The sequence below is a fragment of the Helicobacter pylori genome (genome assembly GCF_015904775.1).
Lineage (GTDB): Bacteria > Campylobacterota > Campylobacteria > Campylobacterales > Helicobacteraceae > Helicobacter > Helicobacter pylori_DM.
The window spans coordinates 285,303-307,478 of sequence record NZ_JADZNC010000001.1; the positions used below are offsets into that span (position 1 = coordinate 285,303).

The following is a 22,176-nucleotide window of genomic DNA, read 5'->3' on the forward strand; positions in this document are numbered from 1 at the left end:
AAATGGGTAATTCTAAGCAAAAGAAAAACATCTATAGAGTGGAAAATTTTGAGGAAATTCAAGAAATCATTGTTGATAAGTCTCAATCTTTATATGATTATATGGATAAATATAGAAGCAGTGAGTATATTCTCTACTATAAAATGTTAAGCCATTCAGATTTGCCTAACTTTGCCAAAATGAAAAATGATGAAAGTTTGGATAAAAATTTACTCTATTATTTAAGCACAAAAGAAATGCAAGAGATAGAGCAACGAGAAAATAGAAAGTTTGAAGTTGCTAAACAATCTAATATTGGCATGTCCATAAGATTTTGGAAAGATTTGGATATGCCAAATCCTAGAGATAGCGTTAAAAAACGCAAAGTTACAAGAGAGGACCACATTAAAATCAACGATTATGCTAAAGTGTTTTTAGTCAATGATGTTTTAGAGAACTTCCATTTTAAAGACACTTTAAAAATCTTTGAAAAACTCCATAAAAATTTTAACCCTAAACAATTTAACGCCAATACCATGTCGTATCCGATCCTTAATAATCAAGATTTTACGCCTATAGAACTCCGTCAAGCTGTGCATGGCATAGGTATGGCTGAAGATGTAGAATTTGACAAATTGCGACACAACCTATTTAAGAATGACTTACTGTATCTTTTGATAGAAAAAACTCAAACGAAAAAGAATTTATTTATTATGCCTTTTAGAAATCCTTTATTTTTTAGCCTTTTAGGAGTAACTAATTCTAAATGGCAAATTTATCAAGAGCAAAAACTCAAAAGAGAAAATAATCTAGCCACTAAAAAATCCACTCTATTTCAAGAAGAAAAGATACAACGACAACACCAAAACAAATGGCGAGAAGCGTTGGCGTTCGAGATGATGAATTACACTACGATAGATAGGTCTATTTTTTGCCCATTAACTTATATTGAAGCTGATTTTGATGATATGAAAACTTTATTCAGAGCATCACATATTAAAGGCTATAGCGATTGCGATGAAGAAGAAAAATACGATATTAATAATGGCTTATTGTTAGTCGCTAATGCAGACGCTTTATTTGATAAACATTTTATTACTATTGATGAAAACAAGCAATTAAAATTCTCTTATCTATTGGAAAATAACCACAAACTCAAATCGCAACTTAATCTAAATAACGGCATTTTTAAAGATATATTAAATGATAGAAGAATGCAATATTTGGCGTATCATAGAAAAATTTTTGAGGAAAAAGAACAAGAAAGAAAGGCTAAAGAAAGATAATTATGATAAATCAAGATAACTTAAGGCTTTTAGAGTTTAAGTTGTTTTGACCCTAGAGTTTTCATAATCAAAGCCCCCTTAAAAGGACTTTTTAAAATCAAAAAGAGGGTTTAGGGGTTTTGTCTGTCATTACAGGGAGTTCTGGATAGAGTATTTTAGGTTTTTTACCCCTTAAGGCTCCAAAGAAAGTTTCAATTTTTTTCGCTTCTTCATCGCTGATTTCAATGCCTAACTGGATAGAGCCCATTTCTTTAATCGCATCCTTGACATCCCAGAATTGCCCGTTATGGAAATAGGGCATCGTTTCGGTGATATTCCTTAAAGTAGGCACTTTCACAAGCCCGTTTTTATCGCCTTTGAAATCGCCTACATTAGCGAATTTATAAGGTTTGACCACCCTAAAAGGCTGCATCGTTCCCCCAAGATTGATGCCGTTATGGCAAGCCACACAGCCTTTAGAAATGAATAAATTCAGCCCTTCTTTTTCGGCTTTGCTGAGCGCTTTAGGATTACCTCTTAAAAAATCGTCATAACGGCTTGGGGTAATAAGCGTGGCTTCAAACATAGCGATACTATCAGCGATCAATTTAAAATCAATTTTGACTTTAGAGCCATAAGCTTTTCTAAAGAGCTTGACATAGCCTGGCATGGAATTGATTTTTTCTACCACCACTTTGGGATCAGCCCCCATTTCAAAAGAAGACTGGATGGGCCCTTGCGCTTGTTCGTTTAAATGCGTAACCCTACCATCCCAAAACTGCACATCGTTAAACACGGAGTTATACACCGTTGGGGAGCTTAAAAGGTGGGGGTTTTTCTTCCATTGAGAGCCTACCGCACTTGGGACTAAATCCACCCCGCCTAAGCCCAAATTATGGCATGTGTTGCAAGACACGAGATAGGAAGTGGAAATCCTAGGGTCAAAATAGAGCATTTTGCCTAATTCCACTTGAGCGGAGGTCATGATTTCGCTGTTTTTAGCGCCAATACCCACATCTCTGGTTTTTTTGATCTGGTATTCTTTGAGCGCTTTGCCCATAGGCATGGGTTCTAATTGGCTTTCCTTCGCTTTTTTAATCAAATCCATATCGCTTAAAGCATAAACGCAAGAAAAAGCCAAGCAAACGCCCAATAAAATGGATTTTTTCATGATGAACTCCTAAAATAGTATTAAAAATAAGACAAAACTTTCTTATTATAACCACTATTTTAAAATAATTCACCACTAAACGATCCGATAAAGAGTTTTTTAAAGAGCGATAGGTATAATGGCGTTAAATCCAAATAAGGGTTATAAGATGAAAGAGAATAAAGCTTTTACGCATTTGCACTTGCACACAGAATATTCGCTTTTAGACGGGGCGAACAAGATTAAAATCTTGGCCAAACGCATTAAAGAATTGGGCATGAAAAGCGTGAGCGTAACCGACCATGGGAACATGTTTGGAGCGATTGATTTTTACACGAGCATGAAAAAAGAAGGCATCAAGCCTATCATCGGCATGGAAGCGTATATCCATAATGATGACAACCTCTCTAGCAAAGAAACCAAGCAACGCTTCCATTTGTGCCTGTTCGCTAAAAACCAAGAGGGCTATGAAAATTTGATGTTCTTAAGCTCTATGGCGTATTTAGAGGGGTTTTATTACTTCCCGCGCATCAATAAAAAGCTTCTAAGGGAGCATTCTAAGGGCATTATCGCTTCTAGTGCGTGCTTGCAAGGGGAAGTCAATTACCATTTGAATACTCATAATGAGAGAAACCGCAAGTATGGGGCTAAAGGCTATGATGAAGCTAAAAGAATCGCTTGCGAATACCAAGAGATTTTTGAAGACGATTTTTATTTAGAAATCATGCGCCATGGCATTTTAGATCAGCGATTCATTGATGAGCAAGTCATTAAAATGTCTTTAGAAACAGGGTTAAAAATCATTGCCACCAACGACACCCACTACACCATGCCTAATGACGCTAAGGCTCAAGAAGTGGCGATGTGCGTAGCGATGGGTAAAACCCTAAACGATAAGGGGCGCTTGAAACACTCCGTGCATGAGTTTTACATTAAATCCCCTGAAGAAATGGCGAAGCTGTTTGCAGATATTCCAGAAGCTTTAGAAAACACCCAAGAAATCGCTGATAAATGCGTTTTAGAGATTGATTTAAAAGACGATAAAAAGAACCCCCCAACCCCCCCAAGCTTCAAATTCACCAAAGCTTACGCTCAAAATGAGGGGCTGGATTTTGAAGATGACGCTTCTTATTTCGCCTATAAGGCTAGAGAAGGCTTGAAAGAGCGCTTAATTTTAGTGCCGAAAGAAAAACATGATCAATACAAAGAGCGGCTAGAAAAAGAAATTGGAGTCATTACAAACATGAAATTCCCGGGGTATATGCTGATCGTGTGGGATTTTATCCGTTACGCTAAAGAAATGGGCATTCCTGTGGGGCCTGGTAGGGGGAGCGCGGCCGGGAGTTTGGTGGCTTTTGCACTAAAAATCACGGATATTGACCCTTTGAAATACGATTTGCTCTTTGAAAGGTTTTTAAACCCTGAAAGAATCAGCATGCCTGATATTGATACGGATTTTTGCCAGCGCCGGCGTAAGGAAATCATAGAATACATGATTGAAAAATACGGCAAATACAATGTGGCTCAAGTCATCACCTTTAATAAAATGTTGGCTAAAGGCGTGATCAGAGATGTCGCAAGGGTTTTGGACATGCCTTATAAAGAAGCCGATGATTTTGCCAAACTCATCCCTAATCGCTTAGGCATCACGCTTAAGGGTTATGAAAAAAATGGCGAGTTCATCGAGGGAGCGTGGGAATTAGAGCCTAAAATCAAAGAATTAGTAGAGAGTAATGAATTAGCCAAACAAGTGTGGGAGTATTCGCTCAATTTAGAGAATTTAAACCGCAACGCAGGCGTGCATGCCGCAGCCTTAGTGGTGGATAGCCAAAAAGAGTTGTGGCACAAAACCCCTTTGTTTGCCTCTGAAAAAACCGGCGGTATCGTTACGCAATATTCCATGAAGTATTTAGAGCCGGTGGATTTGATCAAGTTTGACTTCTTGGGGCTTAAAACCTTGACCGTGATTGATGATGCGCTTAAAATCATTAAAACGCAGCATAAAATTAGCGTGGATTTTTTATCATTGGATATGGACGATCCGAAAGTGTATAAAACGATCCAAAGCGGGGATACGGTGGGGATCTTCCAGATTGAATCCGGAATGTTTCAAGGGCTTAACAAGCGCTTAAGGCCTTCAAGCTTTGAAGACATTATCGCCATTATCGCGCTAGGGAGACCGGGGCCTATGGAATCAGGCATGGTAGATGATTTTGTCAATAGAAAGCATGGCGTTGAGCCTATCGCTTATGCGTTTAAAGAATTAGAGCCGATTTTAAAGCCCACTTACGGCACGATCGTCTATCAGGAGCAGGTGATGCAAATCGTGCAAACTATTGGTGGTTTCAGTTTGGGTGAAGCGGATCTCATCCGCCGCGCTATGGGGAAAAAAGACGCTCAAATCATGGCAGATAATAAGGCCAAGTTTGTAGAAGGCGCTAAAAATTTAGGGCATGATGGCCAAAAAGCGGCTAATTTGTGGGATTTGATCGTTAAATTTGCCGGCTATGGTTTCAACAAATCGCATTCGGCCGCCTATGCGATGATCACTTTCCAAACGGCGTATTTAAAGACTTATTACAAGCATGAGTTCATGGCAGCGATGCTCACTAGCGAATCCAATAAGATTGAATCCGTGGCGCGCTATATTGATGAGGTCAGGGCTTTAGAAATTGAAGTGATGCCCCCACACATCAATTCTTCTATGCAAGATTTCAGCGTGGCGGAGTTTAAAAATCAAAAAGGCGAGTTAGAAAAGAAAATCGTGTTTGGTTTAGGAGCGGTTAAAGGGGTTGGGGGTGAGCCGATTAAAAACATCATTGAAGAAAGGGCTAAAGGGGATTATAAGAGTTTGGAAGATTTCATTTCACGGGTGGATTTTTCTAAACTCACTAAAAAATCTTTAGAGCCATTGGTGAAATCAGGGAGCTTGGATAATTTAGGCTACACTAGAAAAACCATGCTCGCTAACTTGGATTTGATCTGTGATGCGGGGCGCGCTAAAGACAAGGCTAATGAAATGATGCAAGGGGATAATTCCCTTTTTGGGGCGATGGAAGGCGGAATTAAAGAGCAGGTTGTTTTGGACATGACTGATTTGGGCGAGCATGACGCTAAAACGCTTTTAGAATGCGAATACGAGACTTTAGGCATCCATGTTTCAGGCAACCCTTTAGACGAGTTTAAAGAAGAGATTAAGGGCTTTAAAAATTTAGTCAAAAGCATTGATATTGAAGAGTTAGAAATCGGCTCGCAGGCTTATTTGCTGGGCAAAATCATGGAAGTCAAAAAGAAAATTGGCAAACGAAGCGGTAAGCCTTATGGCACAGCGGACATTTTGGATAGATACGGCAAGTTTGAACTCATGCTTTTTGAAAAGCAATTGAACGCCTTAGAAGAGTTGGATATTAATAAGCCTTTAGTGTTTAAATGCAAGATTGAAGAGCAAGAAGAAGTGGCGCGATTGAGGCTTTTTGAAATCTTGGATTTAGAGAGCGCTAGGGAGGTTAAAATCCCTAAAGCCCGCTATAAAGACCCTGAAAAGCAAAAAGAAGACGTGCGCGAAATCCCCCCCATGGAAATGCTCGCTTCTAGCTCTTGCTCTTTAGCGATCGTGTTAGAAAACGATGTGAAAAAAGAGTTTTTAAGACAAATCAAAGAGAGCGCTCTGAAACACCAGGGCAAACGCCCCTTGTATTTGATCATCAAAGATAAGGATAAGCAATTCAAAATCCAAAGCGATCTAATGGTGAATGAAAAGATCAAGGACGATTTTAAAGAATTAGAGTGGAGGGATTTAGCTTGAGGATCAACCAGTTTTTAGCCCATTACACCAAGCACTCGCGCAGAGAAGCCGAAAAATTGGTTTTAGAAGGGCGGGTGAAAATCAATCATGAGCATGCCAAACTCGCTAGCGTGGTTAAAGAAAACGACAAGGTGTTTTTAGACAAACGACTCATCAAGCCCTTAAAAAACAAAAAATTCAGCGTGCTGGTCTATCACAAGCCAAAGGGCGAACTAGTGAGTAAGGCCGATCCCTTAAAACGGCGCGTGATTTATGAAAGCTTGGAGAAAAAATACGCCCATTTTGCGCCGGTGGGGCGTTTGGATTTTGCGAGTGAGGGGGTGCTACTCTTAAGCGATAGTAAGGCGGTGGTGAGCGCTTTAATGCATGCGAATTTAGAAAAAGAATATCTTGTTAAAATTCAAGGCTTTGTTACAAGAGAGATAGAAAACGCCATGCAAGAGGGCTTGAAATTAGAAAACGCCACTAAGGGAGCGCACCAAAAAACCCCCATTAAAAGCATGGAATTTGCCCCCTTTGTTGGTTATGAAATCATCAAAAACCATGCCAAATACTCTAAACTGAGAGTCATCATCAATGAGGGAAAAAACAGAGAATTGAGGCGTTTTTTTGCGTTTTTTAACGCTGGAGTGTTGGATTTAAGGCGCGTTCGTTATGGTTTTGTGAATTTGAATGCCTTGCCGGTAGGGAAAATGCGTTTTTTAAACCGCCAAGAATACAACGAACTGCATGCGTTTATGGCTAATAGGGCTAATGTTAAAGAGAATTAGCTTACGAGTTGCGCTATACTTCGGCGGTTGGGGGAAATAAAAATTAAGGATTATCATGTTAGAAGTGATTAACGGGAAGAATTACGCAGAAAAAATCGCTCATCAAGCGGTAGTGGTTAATGTGGGGGCGAGCTGGTGTCCGGATTGCAAGAAGATTGAGCCGATCATGGAAAATTTAGCCAAAACTTACAAAGGCAAGGTGGAATTTTTTAAGGTTTCTTTTGATGAGAGCCAGGATTTAAAAGAGAGCTTAGGCATTCGCAAGATCCCTACTTTGATTTTTTACAAAAACGCCAAAGAAGTGGGTGAAAGGCTTGTAGAACCTAGCTCTCAAAAACCGATTGAAGACGCTCTAAAAGCGTTATTGTAAGGGGTATCATAAAGGGCGTTATCAAAGAGCCTTATTGTAAAAATAAGAGTTTAAAAATCTTTTAACTCTTTTTTTATTTGGTCTTTTTTTCTATAGTCCCTTTTTTTAGCCCCTTTTTTGATAGGGGGCTAACTTCAAATAGCTTTTATATTGTCTCTTATATTGTCTCTTTATCCTAAAAAATCGTTTTTTATCGTTTTTAAATAAGTTTTAAATAAGCATGTTTGTTAAAAAAGTTTCTTTAATTAAGATAAGAATGAGCGAATTTGTGGTATTAATGCTTGCAGTGTGAAATTTGTAGGGCTAAAACTTGTAAAATGTGAAAAAAAAGACGCATAAAATGCTAAAATCCGCAAAAACACTGACGATGTGTTTAGATTAGAAGTTTAAAATTAGAAACAGATGTATCTGTTTTAAATTTTGAATAGGGAGTTTCTATCATTATGTTATTGAAAACAAAATTAAAAATTATAAGCTCGGTGATTTTGAGTGCTTTATTGTGGGTGGGTTGCTCAAGCGAAATGGCAACTTATCAAAATGTGAATGATGCCACTAAAAATACGACTGCAAGCATTAATAGCACGGATTTATTGCTAACCGCTAACGCGATGTTAGATTCCATGTTTAGCGACCCTAATTTTGAGCAACTCAAGGGCAAGCATTTGATTGAAGTTTCAGATGTGATTAACGACACCACGCAGCCCAATTTGGACATGAATCTTTTGACGACTGAAATCGCGCGGCAGTTGCGGTTGCGATCTAATGGGAGGTTCAATATCACAAGGGCGAGCGGAGGGAGTGGCATTGCAGCGGACAGCAGAATGGTGAAACAGCGCGAAAAAGAACGAGAGAGCGAAGAGTATAATCAAGACACCACTGTAGAAAAAGGCACTTTGAAAGCCGCTGATTTATCTTTAAGTGGTAAAGTATCTAGTATCGCAGCCTCTATTAGTAGTTCTAGGCAGCGCTTGGACTATGACTTCACCCTAAGCCTTACCAACAGGAAAACGGGTGAAGAGGTATGGAGCGATGTTAAGCCTATTGTGAAAAATGCTAGCAATAAGCGTATGTTTTAAATTTATATTTGAAAGGATGAGCGATGAAAAATCAAGTTAAAAAAATTTTAGGAATGAGTGTGGTAGCAGCGATGGTGATTGTAGGTTGTAGCCATGCCCCAAAATCAGGTATCAGCAAAAGCAATAAGGCATACAAAGAAGCGACTAAAGGCGCTCCTGATTGGGTTGTAGGGGATTTGGAAAAAGTGGCGAAGTATGAAAAATATTCAGGGGTCTTTTTAGGAAGGGCTGAAGATTTGATCACCAATAATGATGTGGATTATTCTACTAACCAGGCTACAGCGAAAGCTAGGGCTAATTTAGCGGCGAATTTAAAATCCACTTTGCAAAAAGATTTGGAAAATGAAAAAACTAGAACGGTAGACGCTTCTGGTAAAAGGTCCATAAGCGGCACTGATACTGAAAAAATTTCTCAATTGGTGGATAAGGAATTGATCGCTTCTAAAATGCTCGCCCGCTATGTCGGTAAAGATAGGGTTTTTGTTTTAGTGGGCTTGGATAAGCAAATTGTGGATAAAGTGCGCGAAGAGTTAGGCATGGTTAAAAAGTAGGGTTTTAATGAAACGCCTTGCTATTGCGCTTGTTTTGGTGTTGGGAGTGGCGTGGGGGAAGTCCTTGCCTAAATGGGCTAGGGATTGCTCAAAAGAAGTGCAGATTGAAAAGACCCAAACCAAAGACGAAAAAATTTTAGTGTGTGGGATGAGCGATATATTGCTTTCAGATATAGATTATAGCTTGTCCTCAGCCAGACAAAACGCCTTAGAGAAAGTGATGGAAGCTTTCAAGGGGGATAAAATAGAGATTAAGGCTAGTGAGCTAAAGGCCACTTTTATTGATACGGATAAAGTTTATGTGCTTCTAAGAATCACTAAGAAGCATGTCGCTTTAATGAATGAGTAAGGATTAATAATGAAAAAGATTATTCTTGCATGCCTTATGGCTTTTGTGGGTGCCAATTTAAGTGCAGAGCCTAAGTGGTATAGCAAGGCCTATAACAAAACAAACACCCAAAAAGGCTATCTTTATGGGAGTGGTTCAGCCACTTCTAAAGAGGCTTCTAAACAAAAAGCGTTAGCGGATTTAGTGGCGTCTATTAGCGTGGTGGTTAATTCCCAAATCCATATCCAAAAAAGTCGTGTGGATAATAAGTTAAAATCCAGTGATTCGCAAACGATTAACTTAAAAACCGATGACTTGGAATTGAATAATGTAGAGATTGTCAATCAAGAAGCGCAAAAAGGGATCTACTACACCAGAGTAAGGATTAATCAAAACTTGTTTTTGCAGGGTTTAAGGGATAAGTATAACGCTCTTTATGGGCAGTTTTCCACCTTAATGCCTAAGGTTTGTAAAGGGGTTTTTTTACAGCAATCTAAGAACATGGGGGATTTGTTGGCTAAAGCGATGCCTATAGAAAGGATTTTAAAAGCGTATTCTGTCCCGGTGGGTTCGTTAGAAAATTATGAAAAAATCTATTACCAAAACGCTTTCAAACCTAAAGTGCAAATCACTTTTGATAACAACAGCGATACAGAGATTAAAAACGCTCTCATAAGCGCTTATGCTAGAGTGCTAACCCCTAGCGATGAAGAAAAACTCTATCAAATCAAAAATGAAGTTTTCACAGACAGTGCTAATGGTACCACGCGCATTAGAGTGGTTGTTAGCGCGAGCGATTGTCAAGGCACGCCCGTATTGAATAGAAGCCTTGAAGTGGATGAAAAGAATAAGAATTTTGCTATCACGCGCTTACAATCTTTGCTTTATAAAGAACTGAAAGATTATGCCAATAAAGAAGGGCAAGGCAATACGGGGTTATAAGCAAGGTATTAATCTTGCTTTATGCTTATTCATTCAGTTTTGTAGTGTCATTATTTTGTTTGGCGTGGCGTTTTCGCACCCATTAAAATAACCCTCTAGAAATTCATGGCTTTTGTTCTTGCAAAATAAACTAAATATCATTCAATACTCTTTATCCCACAAACTCCTCTAAAACCACACCCGCTAAAAACTAAAATTAACAAAAACTAAAATCTTTTTAAAACCACCCAAGCAGAAATCCCAAACATCTTTGTAGTATAATACTCCCATACATTTGTATCTAGCGTAGGAAGTGCACAAAGTTACGCCTTTATAGATATGATGTGTGAGACCTGTAGGGAATGCGTTGGAGATCAAACTCTGTAAAATCCCTATGATTAGGGGAACAGAGTGAGAAGCAAACTTTCCCCCAACATCAGCCTAGGAAGCCCAATCGCTTTAGCGTTTGGGTACTTCACGAGCCTATACAAGCGAGATTGTTTGAAAAAACCAAATGACTTTGGGCTTTCAAACCCCCAAGCTAGGGTCTATCTTTTTGCCCCACAAACTTAACAAACTTTTTTAAAAGCTAACGCAATTTTAAACCAAACAAACGCTTAAAAAGGGGCGTTTGAATGCGAAAGGAGAACAAAAACAGAAACAAAATAACGAGACAGAAAAAAGCTCCAACGAGCTTAAAGAAAACACGCAAGCGATGCGAGAGCAAAAAGAGCGATCTATAACGCTAACGCTCACGTGCAAAACAGAACTAAAAACGCCTACAAGAGAGCCTAAAAAGAGCGTTTTAGAGCCAATAGAGAGTTAAAGCCAATTTTTAACCCCTAAAAAATCCACCCATAATTAAAAAACACTTTAAAATGACTGCCCCCTTCATTGAGGGTGATAGAATTGGTAGTTGCGCCATCGCTAGAAACGACCCTAGATTTCAACTGGACTAAAGGAACGCTAATGCCTATAGAATATTTAGAATGCTTGTAGCGGTAATTCAACCCACCGGTCACATTTAAATTACCGCTCCCTTTGTATTGGTTCAACAAATAATAGCTGTTGTATAAGCCCCTTAACCCCCCAAACACCCCAAGAGAGGAAGTGAAAACTTTCTTGGTTAGATTGTTTTTAGGGTTCTTTTCGTTAGTGTAATTGGTGATAAAATCAAACAACACATCCATTCCCACACCATAGCTTAATTGTTGGATTTTTTCGTTATTGGCTTGAGCGTAGTTGTATTTGATGATGCCATAAGAAGACAACCCTAAGTAATCATTAAAGTATTTTTGATAACCCATTTTAAGATTAACGCCTAATAGGGGGGCTCCAAAGGGCCGTGAGGTTTTTGAAGTGCGATAGGTAGTGGCGCTAGATTTAGAAGATGAAAGGCTTTGACTGATCGCGCTAAGCATAGTGGTCGCAAAATCTTGCGTGTTCAAACTAGCGTTCAAATAGTTGGTTTGGCTGCTCAAATTGGTGTAATCCACCGGTAGGGCGTTTTGATCAATGAGTTGCTGCCAAACCGCACTGGTAACGCCTATAAGCCCGGCGGGGACTTGAGAGCAATCAGTATAAATGGAGTTAGGGTAATTGCTAGGGAAAGCGGGCTGATTTTGGCCGCCAAAACGAGAACACACATCATAGAAAGAGCCATCGGTGTCTCGCACTTCATGCCCGTTGTCAAACACTTGCACTTCTTTCCCATCCACTTGCTCTATTTTCCCGCCTTTACAGCGCTCTTCTGGCCCATTGTTTTCTTCGCACATGCGCACTCTTTGATAAGTCATGTTCCCGTTATGCGTATAGCCTAAGGTATGCCCGTATTCATGGATGATGTCTCTTAATTGCATGATGGCGACTTTATTCAGATCTTTGCCAAATAGTATTTCAGGGTCTAAGAAAGGGGACAATATCCCTAAAGCGCCAAAATTGGTGCCATCATCGCCTGGGCCATTCGGGCCGCCATATTGAGACCCTAACCCTAAATCCCCTCCTCTTGTGGGCAAGAGATTCACATAAATATTATTAGCGACTCTATAGCTATAGATAACATCTTGCGGCGTTAATATCACTGAGCCTGTTTGCCCGTTTTCTATATTGTATTCATCTCCTTTATTTTTAGCGATCAATTTAGGATCAACAAGCCCATCGTTGTAAGGGTTCACGCATGTAAGGTAATCAGAATAGCATGGCGCTGAAAGGTTGTTGTCGCTAAATTGGAAAGGAGCGTTTAAGACGGCGTCTTCCCAAGATTTAGAATCAAACACCGCCATCATGTTCAGCATTAAATTGGTCAAATTTTTAGCGTCTTGAGAGGTGAAAGGCGGCACTTTAGCCACGCAATTTTCTTGGTTTTCGTATGGAGGGCATGGGGGTTTAGAACCACTGCCGTTACCGCTAGAAAATTGGTTGTAATTGATATAAGTCATTTGAAGATTGGTTGTAACCTTGCTGAGCTTGTTAAACAGATTCTGCGTGCTGGCATCAGAAAATCGTGTGGTGTTGGTTTGGAGTTGTTGGAAGCCATCGGCGTTAAGCTGTGGGTCGTTAAACAAGCTTGCGGGCAGAATGATTTGAGATTGTTTAGGGATAGTCTCTATCACGCCCAAACTGACCACATTGCCTTGATCGTCCGTGTAACTCAGCTCAATGTTGTTCAAGTTATAAGGCAAGAAGTTTTGTATCATAATCAAGCTGTTATTACCATAGCCTGCTTCCTCAGCGCTTTCTTGGTTATAAGCGGTTACATACACAGGGTTTTGAGAGTAAAAGGTTAAGTTGGTGATATTATCCTCTGCAAACAACTCAGTCGCATTCTTTAAAATGGTGCTTTGGGAGATGTAGTATTTCCCATAGGTGCTTTGAGGGGTAATGGGTTTTGGTTTTGGTTTGGGTTTTTCTTGAGTGGTGGCGATGGTTTGTTCTTGAGTTTGTGTGCCTTGTAATAGCCCGGTTTCAAAGCCGGCTTCTATAAAAAAGCCGTCTTTTTGGTGTTTTTGGTAGGCTTCTACAGCGGTGAATGAGCCGATTAGGGACAAACAAATCGTTTTGCTAGCGAGTTTTAACATAAAATCTCCTTAATGGTCTTTTTTGATATTTTTACTCAAAAGTAGTTGATAGTATGTATATATTTTAAACTAGCTTATTTTACCCCTTTTTGAAAAATGGCAGTATTGTTTTTTTTTTTTTTTGTAAATTATTAAACGGCGCTAATGGGTAAAAAAGTCTCAAAAAGTGGCGCTAAAAAGGGTTTTTAACCCGTTCTTTAAGCGGTTTCATTTGCCTAAGCAAAATTCGCTGAACATGCTATCAAGCATTTGGCTGGTTTCATAAGGGCGCGTGAGCAAGTTCAAGCTTTCTATCGCGCTTAAAAGATGATAAGAAAAAAGCTCCAAAGTTTCTAAATGGTTTTTAGCGTTTTGCAATTCAAAAATGGCGTTTTCTAGGGCGGTTTTTTGGGCTAGGGAAGTGAGCAAGAGCTTGTTTTGAGTGTCTAGTTTGGGGAAAAAGGCGCTGATTTTTTGGCTCAAATCTTTCAAACAAGCCTTGGAATTTAGGGTGTTGGTTTCTAGTAAAGAATAAGGGATTTTAAGATAAGATTTTAAGATTTCAAGCTCCAGTTTGGGTGCTAAATCGTTTTTATTCAAAACAACAATGCAAGGCTTTTTAGCGCGATTAAGGGCGTCAATGATAGTAAAATCTTCTTTTTCTAGGGGTTTAGAAAGATCAAACACGCCCAAAATAAGGTCGCAATTTTCTAAACTTTTAAGGCTTTTTTCAATCCCTAAGCGCTCTATTTTATCCGCGCTCTCTCTAATACCGGCCGTATCAATCAAGCGCACCTTATGCCCTTGTAGTTCAATGACTTCTTCTATAGTGTCTCTTGTTGTGCCTTTAATATCGCTCACTAAAGCTCTTTCTTCTAAAAGCATGGCGTTTAATAGGGAGCTTTTGCCGGCATTGGGTTTGCCAACAATGCTTAAGGCATGCCCCTTATTCCTTTGTTTTTGCGCGTTAGAAAAATCCAATAAGTCTTTAAAAGAGGCGATTTGTTTTTCTAAATTAAAAGACACTTCCTTTAAAAAATCGCTAGGAATGTCTTCTTCGCTATAATCAATCAAAACTTCTGAGCTCGCCAAAAGCTTTAAAAGATTATTCCTAGCCTCTTCAATAAAGATTTTTAACTCGCCCTTAAGCTGCCTGGCTAGGGCGTTTAAAACGCTCTCATCTTCACAAAGGATGAGCTGAACGCTCGCTTCAATCTCGCTCAAATCCATTTTATGGTTTAAAAAGGCTTTTTTGCTAAATTCCCCCGCTTTAGCGAGCCTAGCCCCTAAATTCAAGCAAGCTTGAAGGATATTTTGCGCTAAAAGGGGGCTTCCGTGGCATTGGATTTCGCACACGTCTTCACCGGTGAAACTATAAGGGGCTTTGAAATAAATGACTAACGCTTTGTCCAATAAAACACCATTAGAAAAAATATCGCACACGTAAGCGTATCTGGGGGTGAAGTCTTGTTTTTGGGTGAGTTGTTTGAGGATGTTTAGAGCGTTATGGCCGCTGATTTTAATGATGCTAATCGCTCCCTTGCCTAAAGGGGTAGCGATAGCGGCGATGGTGTCATTCATTGTTAAAGTCGTTGATGACGATGTATTTTTCATCGTTTAAATTGGTTTTGATAGAAACATACTTATTAGGGAACGCTTTTCGTAATTTCTTTAAAGCGATATAGGTTAAAACGCCATCATGGGCTTTCATCTGCCCCTTACCCACTTCATGCACGGTCATGATCACGCTTTGGAGTTGCGCTTCCATAACCTTTTCTTGGTTTTGTAAAAAAGTGGAAATTTCTAAGCGGATGCTATAGCCATAAGTAGGGTGGATCCAGTTAAAGAGCAAGTAAGAAAGGGCTTTGTAACGATAGCCTTTTTCGCCAATTAAAAGAGCGGAATCTTCGCCATCAATATCAATCAATAAAACCCCCGGTTCATAAAGACTGACTTCCACTTTGTTGATTTTATAGGGCAAGTGGGAGAACAAGTCTTTCAATTCTTGTTTAATCTCATGGAGTTTGTCTCCATTATGAGATTCTTCTTTAAGGTTTTTTTTAGGGGGTTTAGGGGTGATTCTTTCTTCTTGCGACGTTTCTGTTTCTAATTTTTGTTTTTTTTCTTCTATATTGTTTTGATGATTTTCTTTCGTGTTGGTTTCTTTAACGCTCTCTTCTTGAATCTCTTTAACGCTTTCTTTAACGCCCGCTAAAATAATGGCTTCTTTTTTACCAATGCTTAAAAACCCTTTGGAGGGCGTTTGAATGACTTCGTATTGCAAATTGATAATGGGGCAATTCAAGGCGATAGAAGCCTGGATAAGGGCTTCTTCTAAGGTTTTGGCTTTGATTTCAATAAAATTTTGCATCAATGTTCCTTTTTGTTTTGTGCATGCATGCGTTTTTTATTCTCTAAGACTTTATTGATGATGAGTTGTTGCAACACCGAAAGGATGTTGTTCGTGGTCCAATACAAGACTAACCCTGCAGGGAAAGTGATTAAAAAGATTGTGAATAATAGGGGTAGTAGTTTAAAAATCTTTGCTTGCATGGGATCGGTCATGGTGTTTGGCGTAACGCTTTGGTGCCAATACATAGACGCTCCCATAAGAAGCGGTAAAATAAAATACGGATCCATGATAGATAAATCATGAATCCATAGAATCCACTCTGAGCTTTTCAATTCCACAGCGTTATAAAGCACCCTATAAATCGCAAAAAACACCGGGATTTGTAAGATTAAGGGCAGACAACCCCCTAGCGGGTTAGCCCCATGTTTTTTGTAAAGCTGCATCATGTGGGCTTGCAACTTTTGGGGTTCGCCCTTGTATTTTTCTTGGAGTTCTTTCATTTTGGGGGCTAATTCTTTGAGCTTTTGCATGCTCACCATGCCCTTATAGCTTAAAGGATAAAGGATGATGCGCACGATAATCGTTAAAAGGATGATAGCCCAACCCCAATTGCCCACGAATTGATACAAATAATCCAGTAAAACAAACACGCCTTTAGCAAAGAAAGTGATCAAGCCATACTCTATCACATCAGTGAGCATGGGTGAAATCGCTTTCAAAGAGCGGTAATCTTTAGGGCCAATATAACCATGCAAATCCGCTTCATTTTTAAGGGAAATGAAGCCTAAGGGGTTTTTAGTCCCGATTTCTGAATCGATTAAGGCTTCAAAACCTTGAGGATCTTTAGTGAAAAGCAAGGTGGTGAAATACCTATCCACGCTGGATAAAAAGAGGGTGTTAGAAAAGCGTTTGATCTCTTTAGCGTCTTTATCTTCAATTTTTTCAATTTTTTTGTCGTTATTTTCTAAAAGCACGCCTGAAAAGGTGTAGCTGTCTAAATCAGCCACCGGCCTGTAACCATTGGTGATCACATAGCTAGGGATAAGGTTATTGGGCGATTTGAATGCGATTTTTAAATCATAATGCAAATCATCATAAAAAGTCAGGGTTTTAATGATGCTAAGATCGCCTAAATCTTGGGTTAAAACGAGCTGTTCGTTAGGCCCAAGGGTGGTTTTTGAAGCGCTATAAGGGGTGTTGAACGCTTTGTTATTGAGCGTGGGGTCTAAAAAACGCACTTCTAAAGGCTTGAGTTTATCGGCTGCTAAAAGGGGGAGCTCTTTTAGGGGGGGTTGCGCGTTTTCTTTGGAGCTAAAAAGATGGCCCACATGCTCTAAAAAGCCCTTTTGTTTGGGGGTTAGGTATTTTTTATCCTTGAGATAAACCTGTTTGATGCGCCCTAAAGAATCAATTTCAATCCTGGCATGCTCAAAAGAAATCGTGCTTAACAAATTCTCTTGTGGGGTTGTTTGAGTGGTGCCAAAATGTTGGGCGTTGGGCGCGTTAGAGCTTGTTGCTGTGTGGTTGTTGGTTGTTTCTTGTTTTGTGGTTTGGGTTGTTGTTTTGTTTGGTTTTTGGAAAAAATAGCTATAAAGAGCGATAAACAAGAAAGACAGAGCGATCGCTAAAATCAAGCGGAGATTATTATTGTTGTTTCTATCCATTGTGATTAAACCTTAATGATGTAGTAAGTTGTGCGGCTTTTTGCAGTAGGAACGAGCCAAAAAGTAATGGTTTTAAAATTGCGATTAAAATCTTTATGAGATTGGAGCAAACTAGGGCGTTTCAAGCGAGTAGTAGGGTAAGCAATGCCCCCAGAGCAAAAAGGGTTGCATGAGAGTATCCTTATAGCGATTTTACCCATAGCAACTAGGGGGCTTTCAAAACAGAGCAACCACAGAGCGTAGTTGGAGCAAGTGGGGTAAAACCGGCAGCTTAAAGGGGTGAAAGCCGAAAAAAAGCGTTGGTAACCCCTAATTGATGCCGTAAAAATCGCGCTCAAAAAAGGCGTTTTATTGTTTCGCATAGGTATGAGTCATTCCTTTTTTCAAGCCTTTCAAGGCTTTGTTCATATAGTTTTTAATGGAAGTTAGCATTTCTAAAAAATGTTTTTCTAAAGCCCAAAAATCTAAATGGTAACAATCCCTTCTAGGCACAAACACCAAAGCAAGCCCTTGACAAAGCGCAACATGCTTTAATGTAAGCGAACGCAAACGGCGTTTGATAAGGTTTCGTTTCACGGCGTTGCCGACTTTTTTGGACACGCTTAAACCTAATAAATAAAGCACTTTTTTGTCTTTAAGCCTACAAGAGAGCGGATCTTTAAAGCCCTCTTTTTCTTTTGGTGGCTCTTTTGATAAATCCAAAACAAAGAGCGAAAAAAAAGGGTTGTGTTTTTTGAAACCCTTTTGATAAACCCTGTCAAACTCACTCTTGTTTTTTAAAGAGTCATAGGGTTTAGACGGAAAGCTTTTTTCTGCCCTTAGCTCGTCTGGCATTAATCACCTTGCGCCCGTTTTTGGTTTTCATTCTCACAAGAAAGCCATGGGTTCGCTTTCTTGGTGTGTTGTGTGGTTGGTAAGTGCGTTTCATTTAAAACTCCCTTGATAAAAATTAAACATAAACACAGATTTTAGCTAAAGAATGCTAAAAATTGACTAAAACTAATTTTTTTGATTCTTTTTATCTTCAACAAGAATGTAAAGCTGCTTCAGATTGTTCGTTTGCAATAAATCCACGACTTTGATAAAGTTATCCAAATTGCTTTTCTTATCGCCTTGCAAGACAATAGGGGTGTCTTTAGCCAAAGTGGAAACCTTGTGTTTTAAATTTTCAAAGCTGATTTCTTTATCGTCAAAATAAAAAGAACCCTTATTAGAAATGGCGATCGTAACTTGTTTTTTGTCCAACACGTCTTTAGAATCAGTGCTGTCTTTATCTACTTGGGGAATGCTAATGGGGAGCTTTGAAGTTTGCACAAAAGACGCCGTTGTAAGCACGATCACCAACAACACAAGCATGATGTCAATGAAAGGCACCACATTCATGGATTCTACTTTTTTCACCGCTCAATCCTTAGGCTTTGTTATAAATCTCATGGGATTGCGTGTCAACCGGGTGGTGGAAAATATCCCATTTAGTGACTAAAATCTCGCTTTTTCTCACGAGCAAGTTATAAATCACAATCGCAGGGATCGCTACCAATAACCCCATACCGGTCGCTTTTAAAGCAAGGGCTAAATTAGTCATGATCGCTTTAGTGTCAATGCCAGAAGCGGATCCTAAATCCATAAAAGTGAGCATGATCCCCATAACCGTTCCTAAAAGGCCAATATAAGGGGCGTTTGAGCCAATCGTGGCCACTAAAGTCAGTCGTTTGTGTAGGGCTAGTTCTAACTTGCGCCTGTCTGTGTAGTCATCTACACGAAGAGTGGCAAAAAACCACAACCTTTCTATTGCGATCGCTATAACGATGACTGATAAAAAGATCAAAAACCCTATAATCCCATAATCTACCATTTCTTTCATTATTATTATCCTTTAAAGTGGTGTTTTAAATCAGCAAGAATTTCTTTATTGAGCGCTTTTTCTTTAAGACTTTGTCTTTTGTCGTGCAATCTTTTTCCTTTCACTAAAGCAATTTGGATTTTAGCTCTATTTTTTTGGTTAAAATACAATTTCAATCCTACAATACTCAAGCGTTCTTTAGACGCCTCAATCTGCCATTTCAATAATTGCTTTTTGTGTAAAAGCAACTTACGCTCTCGCCTTTCATTGGGCTTGTAATACGCATGGATTGTATCTAAATATGATATATGAACACCAAATAAAAAAGCTTCTCCTTTGATTATTTTAACAAAATTATCTTTTAAATTCACCCTAGTTTGCCTCAAAGCCTTCACTTCAGAGCCTAAAAGTGCTAATCCTGCTTCTAAAGTTTCCAAAATTTCATAGTCAAAATAGGCTTTTTTGTTGCTGGCAATGAGTTTCAATCTAGCCCCCCTTGAGCAGGCTTTAGCCTAAAAAACGCACTCCCGCTCCCGCTAAAAAACCACTCCTTACTGAGTTGGCTTTCTATGTCTTTGAGGGCAGGGTTAGCGCGTAAAGCCGGTTTTAAAAGATCGTTTAATCCGTTTCTGTCGCAAGTTTTTAGACATTCCAAACTCGGTTTTTTAAGCCATTCTTTAGCTTGAGAAAAACAAATTTCGGGCTTATAAGCTTGATAAACGGCTTTGGTGCTGCAAAAAACATGATTTGGCGCATAGATTTCCAGGCGATTTTCTAAAGGCTCTTCTTCAAAATTTTCAATGACTTCGCCATAAGAAGTAGCGTTAGCGCTTGTGTATTGCGAGATGAAAAAATTGGTGTCCGCGCCCACTAAAGATCCCATGCTATAAAGCTCTTCTAAACTCAAACGCCAGTCAAAAATCTGATTTAAATGATACAATAGCCCCCCAGCATCAGCACTCCCACCGCCTAACCCGGCTTGAGTGGGGATGTTTTTTTCCACTTCAATCGCTAGGGTGTCTAGGGATTTGATGGCAGAATGGGAGAAATTTTTTGATTTTAAAAAATTTTTTAAAATTTGGAGGGCTTTAAAGAGCGAGTTTTCTTCTAAAGGGCAGTCAAAATCCCCTTTTAATGAGAAAGATAAGGCACTTTTGACGCTGATAATGTCTTTGAGCTTGTCTTTGACCAAACACATGCGAGAAATGAGCTTATGGTAAGCCCCTTCTTTGTGAAGGATTTTTAAAAAAATATTGACTTTAGGATAAACTTCAAAGACATGCGTCAAGGCTTAATGACCTTTTTGATGTTTTCTAACAAGCTTTCATCTACGGACGCAGAAGCTTTTTGGTTTTCGCTCACAATGGCCTCTTTGAGTTCAGCACGCAAAATAAGGGTGCTTTCAGGCGCTTCAAACCCTAAACGCACACTCCCTCTATCTATGGAAATGACTTTAATGTGGATGTTATCATCAATGACAATCCCTTCATTAACTTTGCGGCTGAGTATGAGCATGTCTAATCTCTTGTTCCTTATAGAGAAGGGCTAAACACAACGCTCTCTATAATATCGCCTTGCTTGATTTTGTCCAAAACGCTAAGGCCTTCTGCACTAGTGATCTTGCCAAACACGGTGTGTTCGCCATCTAAATGGGGCAAATCCACAAAACACAAGAAAAATTGACTCCCTCCTGTGTCTCTTCCAGCATGCGCCATAGAGATAGAGCCTCTTTTGTGCTTGTTGGGGTTATGGGCCACTTCGCATTTAATGCGGTGTCCTGGCCCGCCTGTGCCTGTGCCATAAGGGCAGCCTCCTTGAGCCACAAAGCCGGCGATCACACGATGGAAGTTAAGCCCATTATAAAAACCCTCTTTAGCCAAAGTTACAAAGTTACTCACCGCTTGGGGTGCGTCTTTGTAAAAAAGCTCTAGAGCGATATGGCCTTTATTGGTTTTGATCGTGGCGTAAGCGGTTTTTGCAAGCTCTTCTTCTTTAATTTCATAAGTTTTAATTGGATCCATCATAAACCTTTGCGATAAGCTTTTGTCATTCAAATGCTCTATTATAGCAATAAATTAAAACAATTGGTATTTTAGCCGATAGTGTTGCAGGATACTTTTGAAATAAGCGGTAAGTTGGATAATGGTGCGTTGGCATAAAAGATTGGCGGTTGGTTGTTGTATCGTTTTATTGTCATGCGTAATGAACGCTAATAATGTTAGTATCATTAGAGACGATCCGCCCCTTGATCCGACACTCCCTGCATGGGTTTATTCTGTTGCGTTATTGAAAGTGTATTTTAGCGATGGGACTTATAAAGAAGGCTATGCGACTTTGCTCAAAAACGGGCGTTATATCGCTTCTTCTGAAACGCTTTATTCTAACGGCTTATACCCTAAAACGATTTTAGCCAAAATGCAAGACAGCAGCGCTAAAGAGCTGATTTGTATAGCTAGCCTACGCCTTGAGGCGATGGATAGGAATCAAGGGCTTTCGCTTTTAAAAACCGCCGATTTTAGAGACGATTATTGCCATAAAAGAGAAGAGAGCTATTATCATGCAAGGATTTACACCAAATACGCTCAAACTTTTCATTCAAATCCTTATGCCGTTCAAAAAACACCCAATTCTGATCTCTACTACCCAGCGTTGAATGAGGGGAATTCTTTTTCTATACAGATAACGGATATTTCTGTGGCTGAACTTTTGAAATCTAAAAAGTTTCTTTCGCTTGATAGTTCTTTTAAAAAGGGGAGCGTGTTGTGGGGAGGGAGGCCTTATTTTAGCGAAGTGGGGGAGTTTATGGGAATGGCTAGCAGCACTTTAGAAAACCACGAAAGTTTAGTGATTATCCCTAAAGAAAAGATCGTGCAATTTTTAAGCGCTCTAAAAAATCAAAATATTTTTCAAAACATTCCATAATTTAAGCAAACCTTAAGCTTTCTATGACTATACTTTCATTTCCTTGTTTCAGCAAGGGCTTTTAAAAAGCCGCTTGATACCTTACAAGGATAGCTGATTAAAAGCAAACGATCTTTGAAAACT

General features: G+C 39.4%; 24 protein-coding genes. 10 read left to right on the forward strand and 14 right to left on the reverse strand.

Features of this window, described 5'->3' with window-relative positions; all coding sequences use genetic code 11:
• The first annotated feature begins 2 nt into the window (after nucleotides 1–2).
• The gene (locus I6852_RS01335; RefSeq protein WP_000528418.1) at nucleotides 3–1,265 is read left to right on the forward strand and encodes an HNH endonuclease signature motif containing protein; all 1,263 of its coding nucleotides are present in this window, start codon (nucleotides 3–5) and stop codon (nucleotides 1,263–1,265) included.
• A gap of 97 nt (nucleotides 1,266–1,362) precedes the next feature.
• Here I6852_RS01335 and I6852_RS01340 read toward each other — a convergent pair whose 3' ends face one another.
• Nucleotides 1,363–2,415, reverse strand: coding sequence for a cytochrome-c peroxidase (locus tag I6852_RS01340; protein WP_197291606.1), 1,053 nt, complete (start codon nucleotides 2,413–2,415; stop codon nucleotides 1,363–1,365).
• Nucleotides 2,416–2,563: 148 nt separating this feature from the next.
• Between I6852_RS01340 and dnaE the strand changes: the two genes are divergently transcribed.
• The 8 genes from dnaE to I6852_RS01380 all read left to right on the forward strand — a co-directional run bounded on the left by dnaE (nucleotide 2,564) and on the right by I6852_RS01380 (nucleotide 11,041).
• Nucleotides 2,564–6,199, forward strand: a complete 3,636-nt coding sequence (dnaE, locus tag I6852_RS01345; RefSeq protein ID WP_197291605.1) for a DNA polymerase III subunit alpha — start codon at nucleotides 2,564–2,566, stop codon at nucleotides 6,197–6,199.
• Nucleotides 6,181–6,969, forward strand: coding sequence for a pseudouridine synthase (locus I6852_RS01350; protein ID WP_197291604.1), 789 nt, complete (start codon nucleotides 6,181–6,183; stop codon nucleotides 6,967–6,969). Before dnaE ends, I6852_RS01350 begins: the two co-directional genes overlap by 19 nt.
• Nucleotides 6,970–7,024: 55 nt before the next feature.
• Complete coding sequence (locus tag I6852_RS01355; protein WP_078272868.1) at nucleotides 7,025–7,339, forward strand: thioredoxin family protein; 315 nt, start codon at nucleotides 7,025–7,027, stop codon at nucleotides 7,337–7,339.
• 443 nt (nucleotides 7,340–7,782) lie between these two features.
• Entirely contained in the window at nucleotides 7,783–8,415 is a 633-nt protein-coding gene (gene lpoB / locus I6852_RS01360) for a penicillin-binding protein activator LpoB (RefSeq protein ID WP_000925186.1), read from the forward strand.
• Between the two features lie 23 nt (nucleotides 8,416–8,438).
• Complete coding sequence (locus tag I6852_RS01365; protein ID WP_000795978.1) at nucleotides 8,439–8,966, forward strand: LPP20 family lipoprotein; 528 nt, start codon at nucleotides 8,439–8,441, stop codon at nucleotides 8,964–8,966.
• A gap of 7 nt (nucleotides 8,967–8,973) precedes the next feature.
• Nucleotides 8,974–9,315, forward strand: coding sequence for a hypothetical protein (locus I6852_RS01370; protein ID WP_078243215.1), 342 nt, complete (start codon nucleotides 8,974–8,976; stop codon nucleotides 9,313–9,315).
• Nucleotides 9,316–9,324: 9 nt separating this feature from the next.
• Nucleotides 9,325–10,236, forward strand: a complete 912-nt coding sequence (locus I6852_RS01375; RefSeq protein WP_128030521.1) for an LPP20 family lipoprotein — start codon at nucleotides 9,325–9,327, stop codon at nucleotides 10,234–10,236.
• Between the two features lie 610 nt (nucleotides 10,237–10,846).
• A complete protein-coding gene (locus I6852_RS01380) occupies nucleotides 10,847–11,041 on the forward strand; it encodes a hypothetical protein (protein ID WP_197291603.1) in 195 nt (64 codons plus the stop codon).
• Between the two features lie 16 nt (nucleotides 11,042–11,057).
• Here I6852_RS01380 and I6852_RS01385 read toward each other — a convergent pair whose 3' ends face one another.
• The 13 genes from I6852_RS01385 to I6852_RS01445 all read right to left on the reverse strand — a co-directional run bounded on the left by I6852_RS01385 (nucleotide 11,058) and on the right by I6852_RS01445 (nucleotide 21,152).
• Nucleotides 11,058–13,292 (reverse strand): outer membrane beta-barrel protein, encoded by a 2,235-nt coding sequence (locus I6852_RS01385; protein ID WP_197291602.1) that lies wholly within the window; start codon nucleotides 13,290–13,292, stop codon nucleotides 11,058–11,060.
• Between the two features lie 207 nt (nucleotides 13,293–13,499).
• Entirely contained in the window at nucleotides 13,500–14,852 is a 1,353-nt protein-coding gene (mnmE, locus tag I6852_RS01390; protein ID WP_197291659.1) for a tRNA uridine-5-carboxymethylaminomethyl(34) synthesis GTPase MnmE, read from the reverse strand.
• The gene (locus tag I6852_RS01395; protein ID WP_197291601.1) at nucleotides 14,845–15,642 is read right to left on the reverse strand and encodes a Jag N-terminal domain-containing protein; all 798 of its coding nucleotides are present in this window, start codon (nucleotides 15,640–15,642) and stop codon (nucleotides 14,845–14,847) included. Before I6852_RS01395 ends, mnmE begins: the two co-directional genes overlap by 8 nt.
• Nucleotides 15,642–17,288 carry a membrane protein insertase YidC gene (gene yidC, locus I6852_RS01400; RefSeq protein ID WP_197291600.1) on the reverse strand — a complete coding sequence of 549 codons (1,647 nt, stop codon included), beginning with the start codon at nucleotides 17,286–17,288 and terminating at the stop codon, nucleotides 15,642–15,644. Before yidC ends, I6852_RS01395 begins: the two co-directional genes overlap by 1 nt.
• Before the next feature lie 5 nt (nucleotides 17,289–17,293).
• On the reverse strand, nucleotides 17,294–17,650 hold the full coding sequence (gene yidD, locus I6852_RS01405; RefSeq protein WP_197291599.1) for a membrane protein insertion efficiency factor YidD: 357 nt from the start codon (nucleotides 17,648–17,650) through the stop codon (nucleotides 17,294–17,296).
• The gene (gene rnpA / locus I6852_RS01410; RefSeq protein ID WP_197291598.1) at nucleotides 17,637–18,122 is read right to left on the reverse strand and encodes a ribonuclease P protein component; all 486 of its coding nucleotides are present in this window, start codon (nucleotides 18,120–18,122) and stop codon (nucleotides 17,637–17,639) included. Before rnpA ends, yidD begins: the two co-directional genes overlap by 14 nt.
• The gene (gene rpmH, locus I6852_RS01415; protein WP_001847286.1) at nucleotides 18,082–18,216 is read right to left on the reverse strand and encodes a 50S ribosomal protein L34; all 135 of its coding nucleotides are present in this window, start codon (nucleotides 18,214–18,216) and stop codon (nucleotides 18,082–18,084) included. Before rpmH ends, rnpA begins: the two co-directional genes overlap by 41 nt.
• Nucleotides 18,217–18,287: 71 nt before the next feature.
• Complete coding sequence (locus tag I6852_RS01420) at nucleotides 18,288–18,689, reverse strand: ExbD/TolR family protein (RefSeq protein ID WP_000755082.1); 402 nt, start codon at nucleotides 18,687–18,689, stop codon at nucleotides 18,288–18,290.
• A 10-nt stretch (nucleotides 18,690–18,699) separates the two neighbouring features.
• Nucleotides 18,700–19,152, reverse strand: a complete 453-nt coding sequence (exbB, locus tag I6852_RS01425) for a TonB-system energizer ExbB (RefSeq protein WP_000661837.1) — start codon at nucleotides 19,150–19,152, stop codon at nucleotides 18,700–18,702.
• Between the two features lie 5 nt (nucleotides 19,153–19,157).
• On the reverse strand, nucleotides 19,158–19,616 hold the full coding sequence (smpB, locus tag I6852_RS01430) for an SsrA-binding protein (protein ID WP_000766473.1): 459 nt from the start codon (nucleotides 19,614–19,616) through the stop codon (nucleotides 19,158–19,160).
• On the reverse strand, nucleotides 19,613–20,419 hold the full coding sequence (locus I6852_RS01435; protein WP_197291597.1) for a 4-(cytidine 5'-diphospho)-2-C-methyl-D-erythritol kinase: 807 nt from the start codon (nucleotides 20,417–20,419) through the stop codon (nucleotides 19,613–19,615). The genes smpB and I6852_RS01435 overlap by 4 nt, the downstream gene beginning before the upstream one ends.
• Nucleotides 20,416–20,646 carry a carbon storage regulator gene (locus I6852_RS01440; protein ID WP_000906444.1) on the reverse strand — a complete coding sequence of 77 codons (231 nt, stop codon included), beginning with the start codon at nucleotides 20,644–20,646 and terminating at the stop codon, nucleotides 20,416–20,418. Before I6852_RS01440 ends, I6852_RS01435 begins: the two co-directional genes overlap by 4 nt.
• Before the next feature lie 17 nt (nucleotides 20,647–20,663).
• Entirely contained in the window at nucleotides 20,664–21,152 is a 489-nt protein-coding gene (locus tag I6852_RS01445) for a peptidylprolyl isomerase (RefSeq protein WP_183001924.1), read from the reverse strand.
• 121 nt (nucleotides 21,153–21,273) lie between these two features.
• Here I6852_RS01445 and I6852_RS01450 point away from each other — a divergent pair, with 121 nt between their 5' ends.
• The gene (locus I6852_RS01450; RefSeq protein WP_197291596.1) at nucleotides 21,274–22,053 is read left to right on the forward strand and encodes a hypothetical protein; all 780 of its coding nucleotides are present in this window, start codon (nucleotides 21,274–21,276) and stop codon (nucleotides 22,051–22,053) included.
• Nucleotides 22,054–22,176 lie beyond the last annotated feature (123 nt).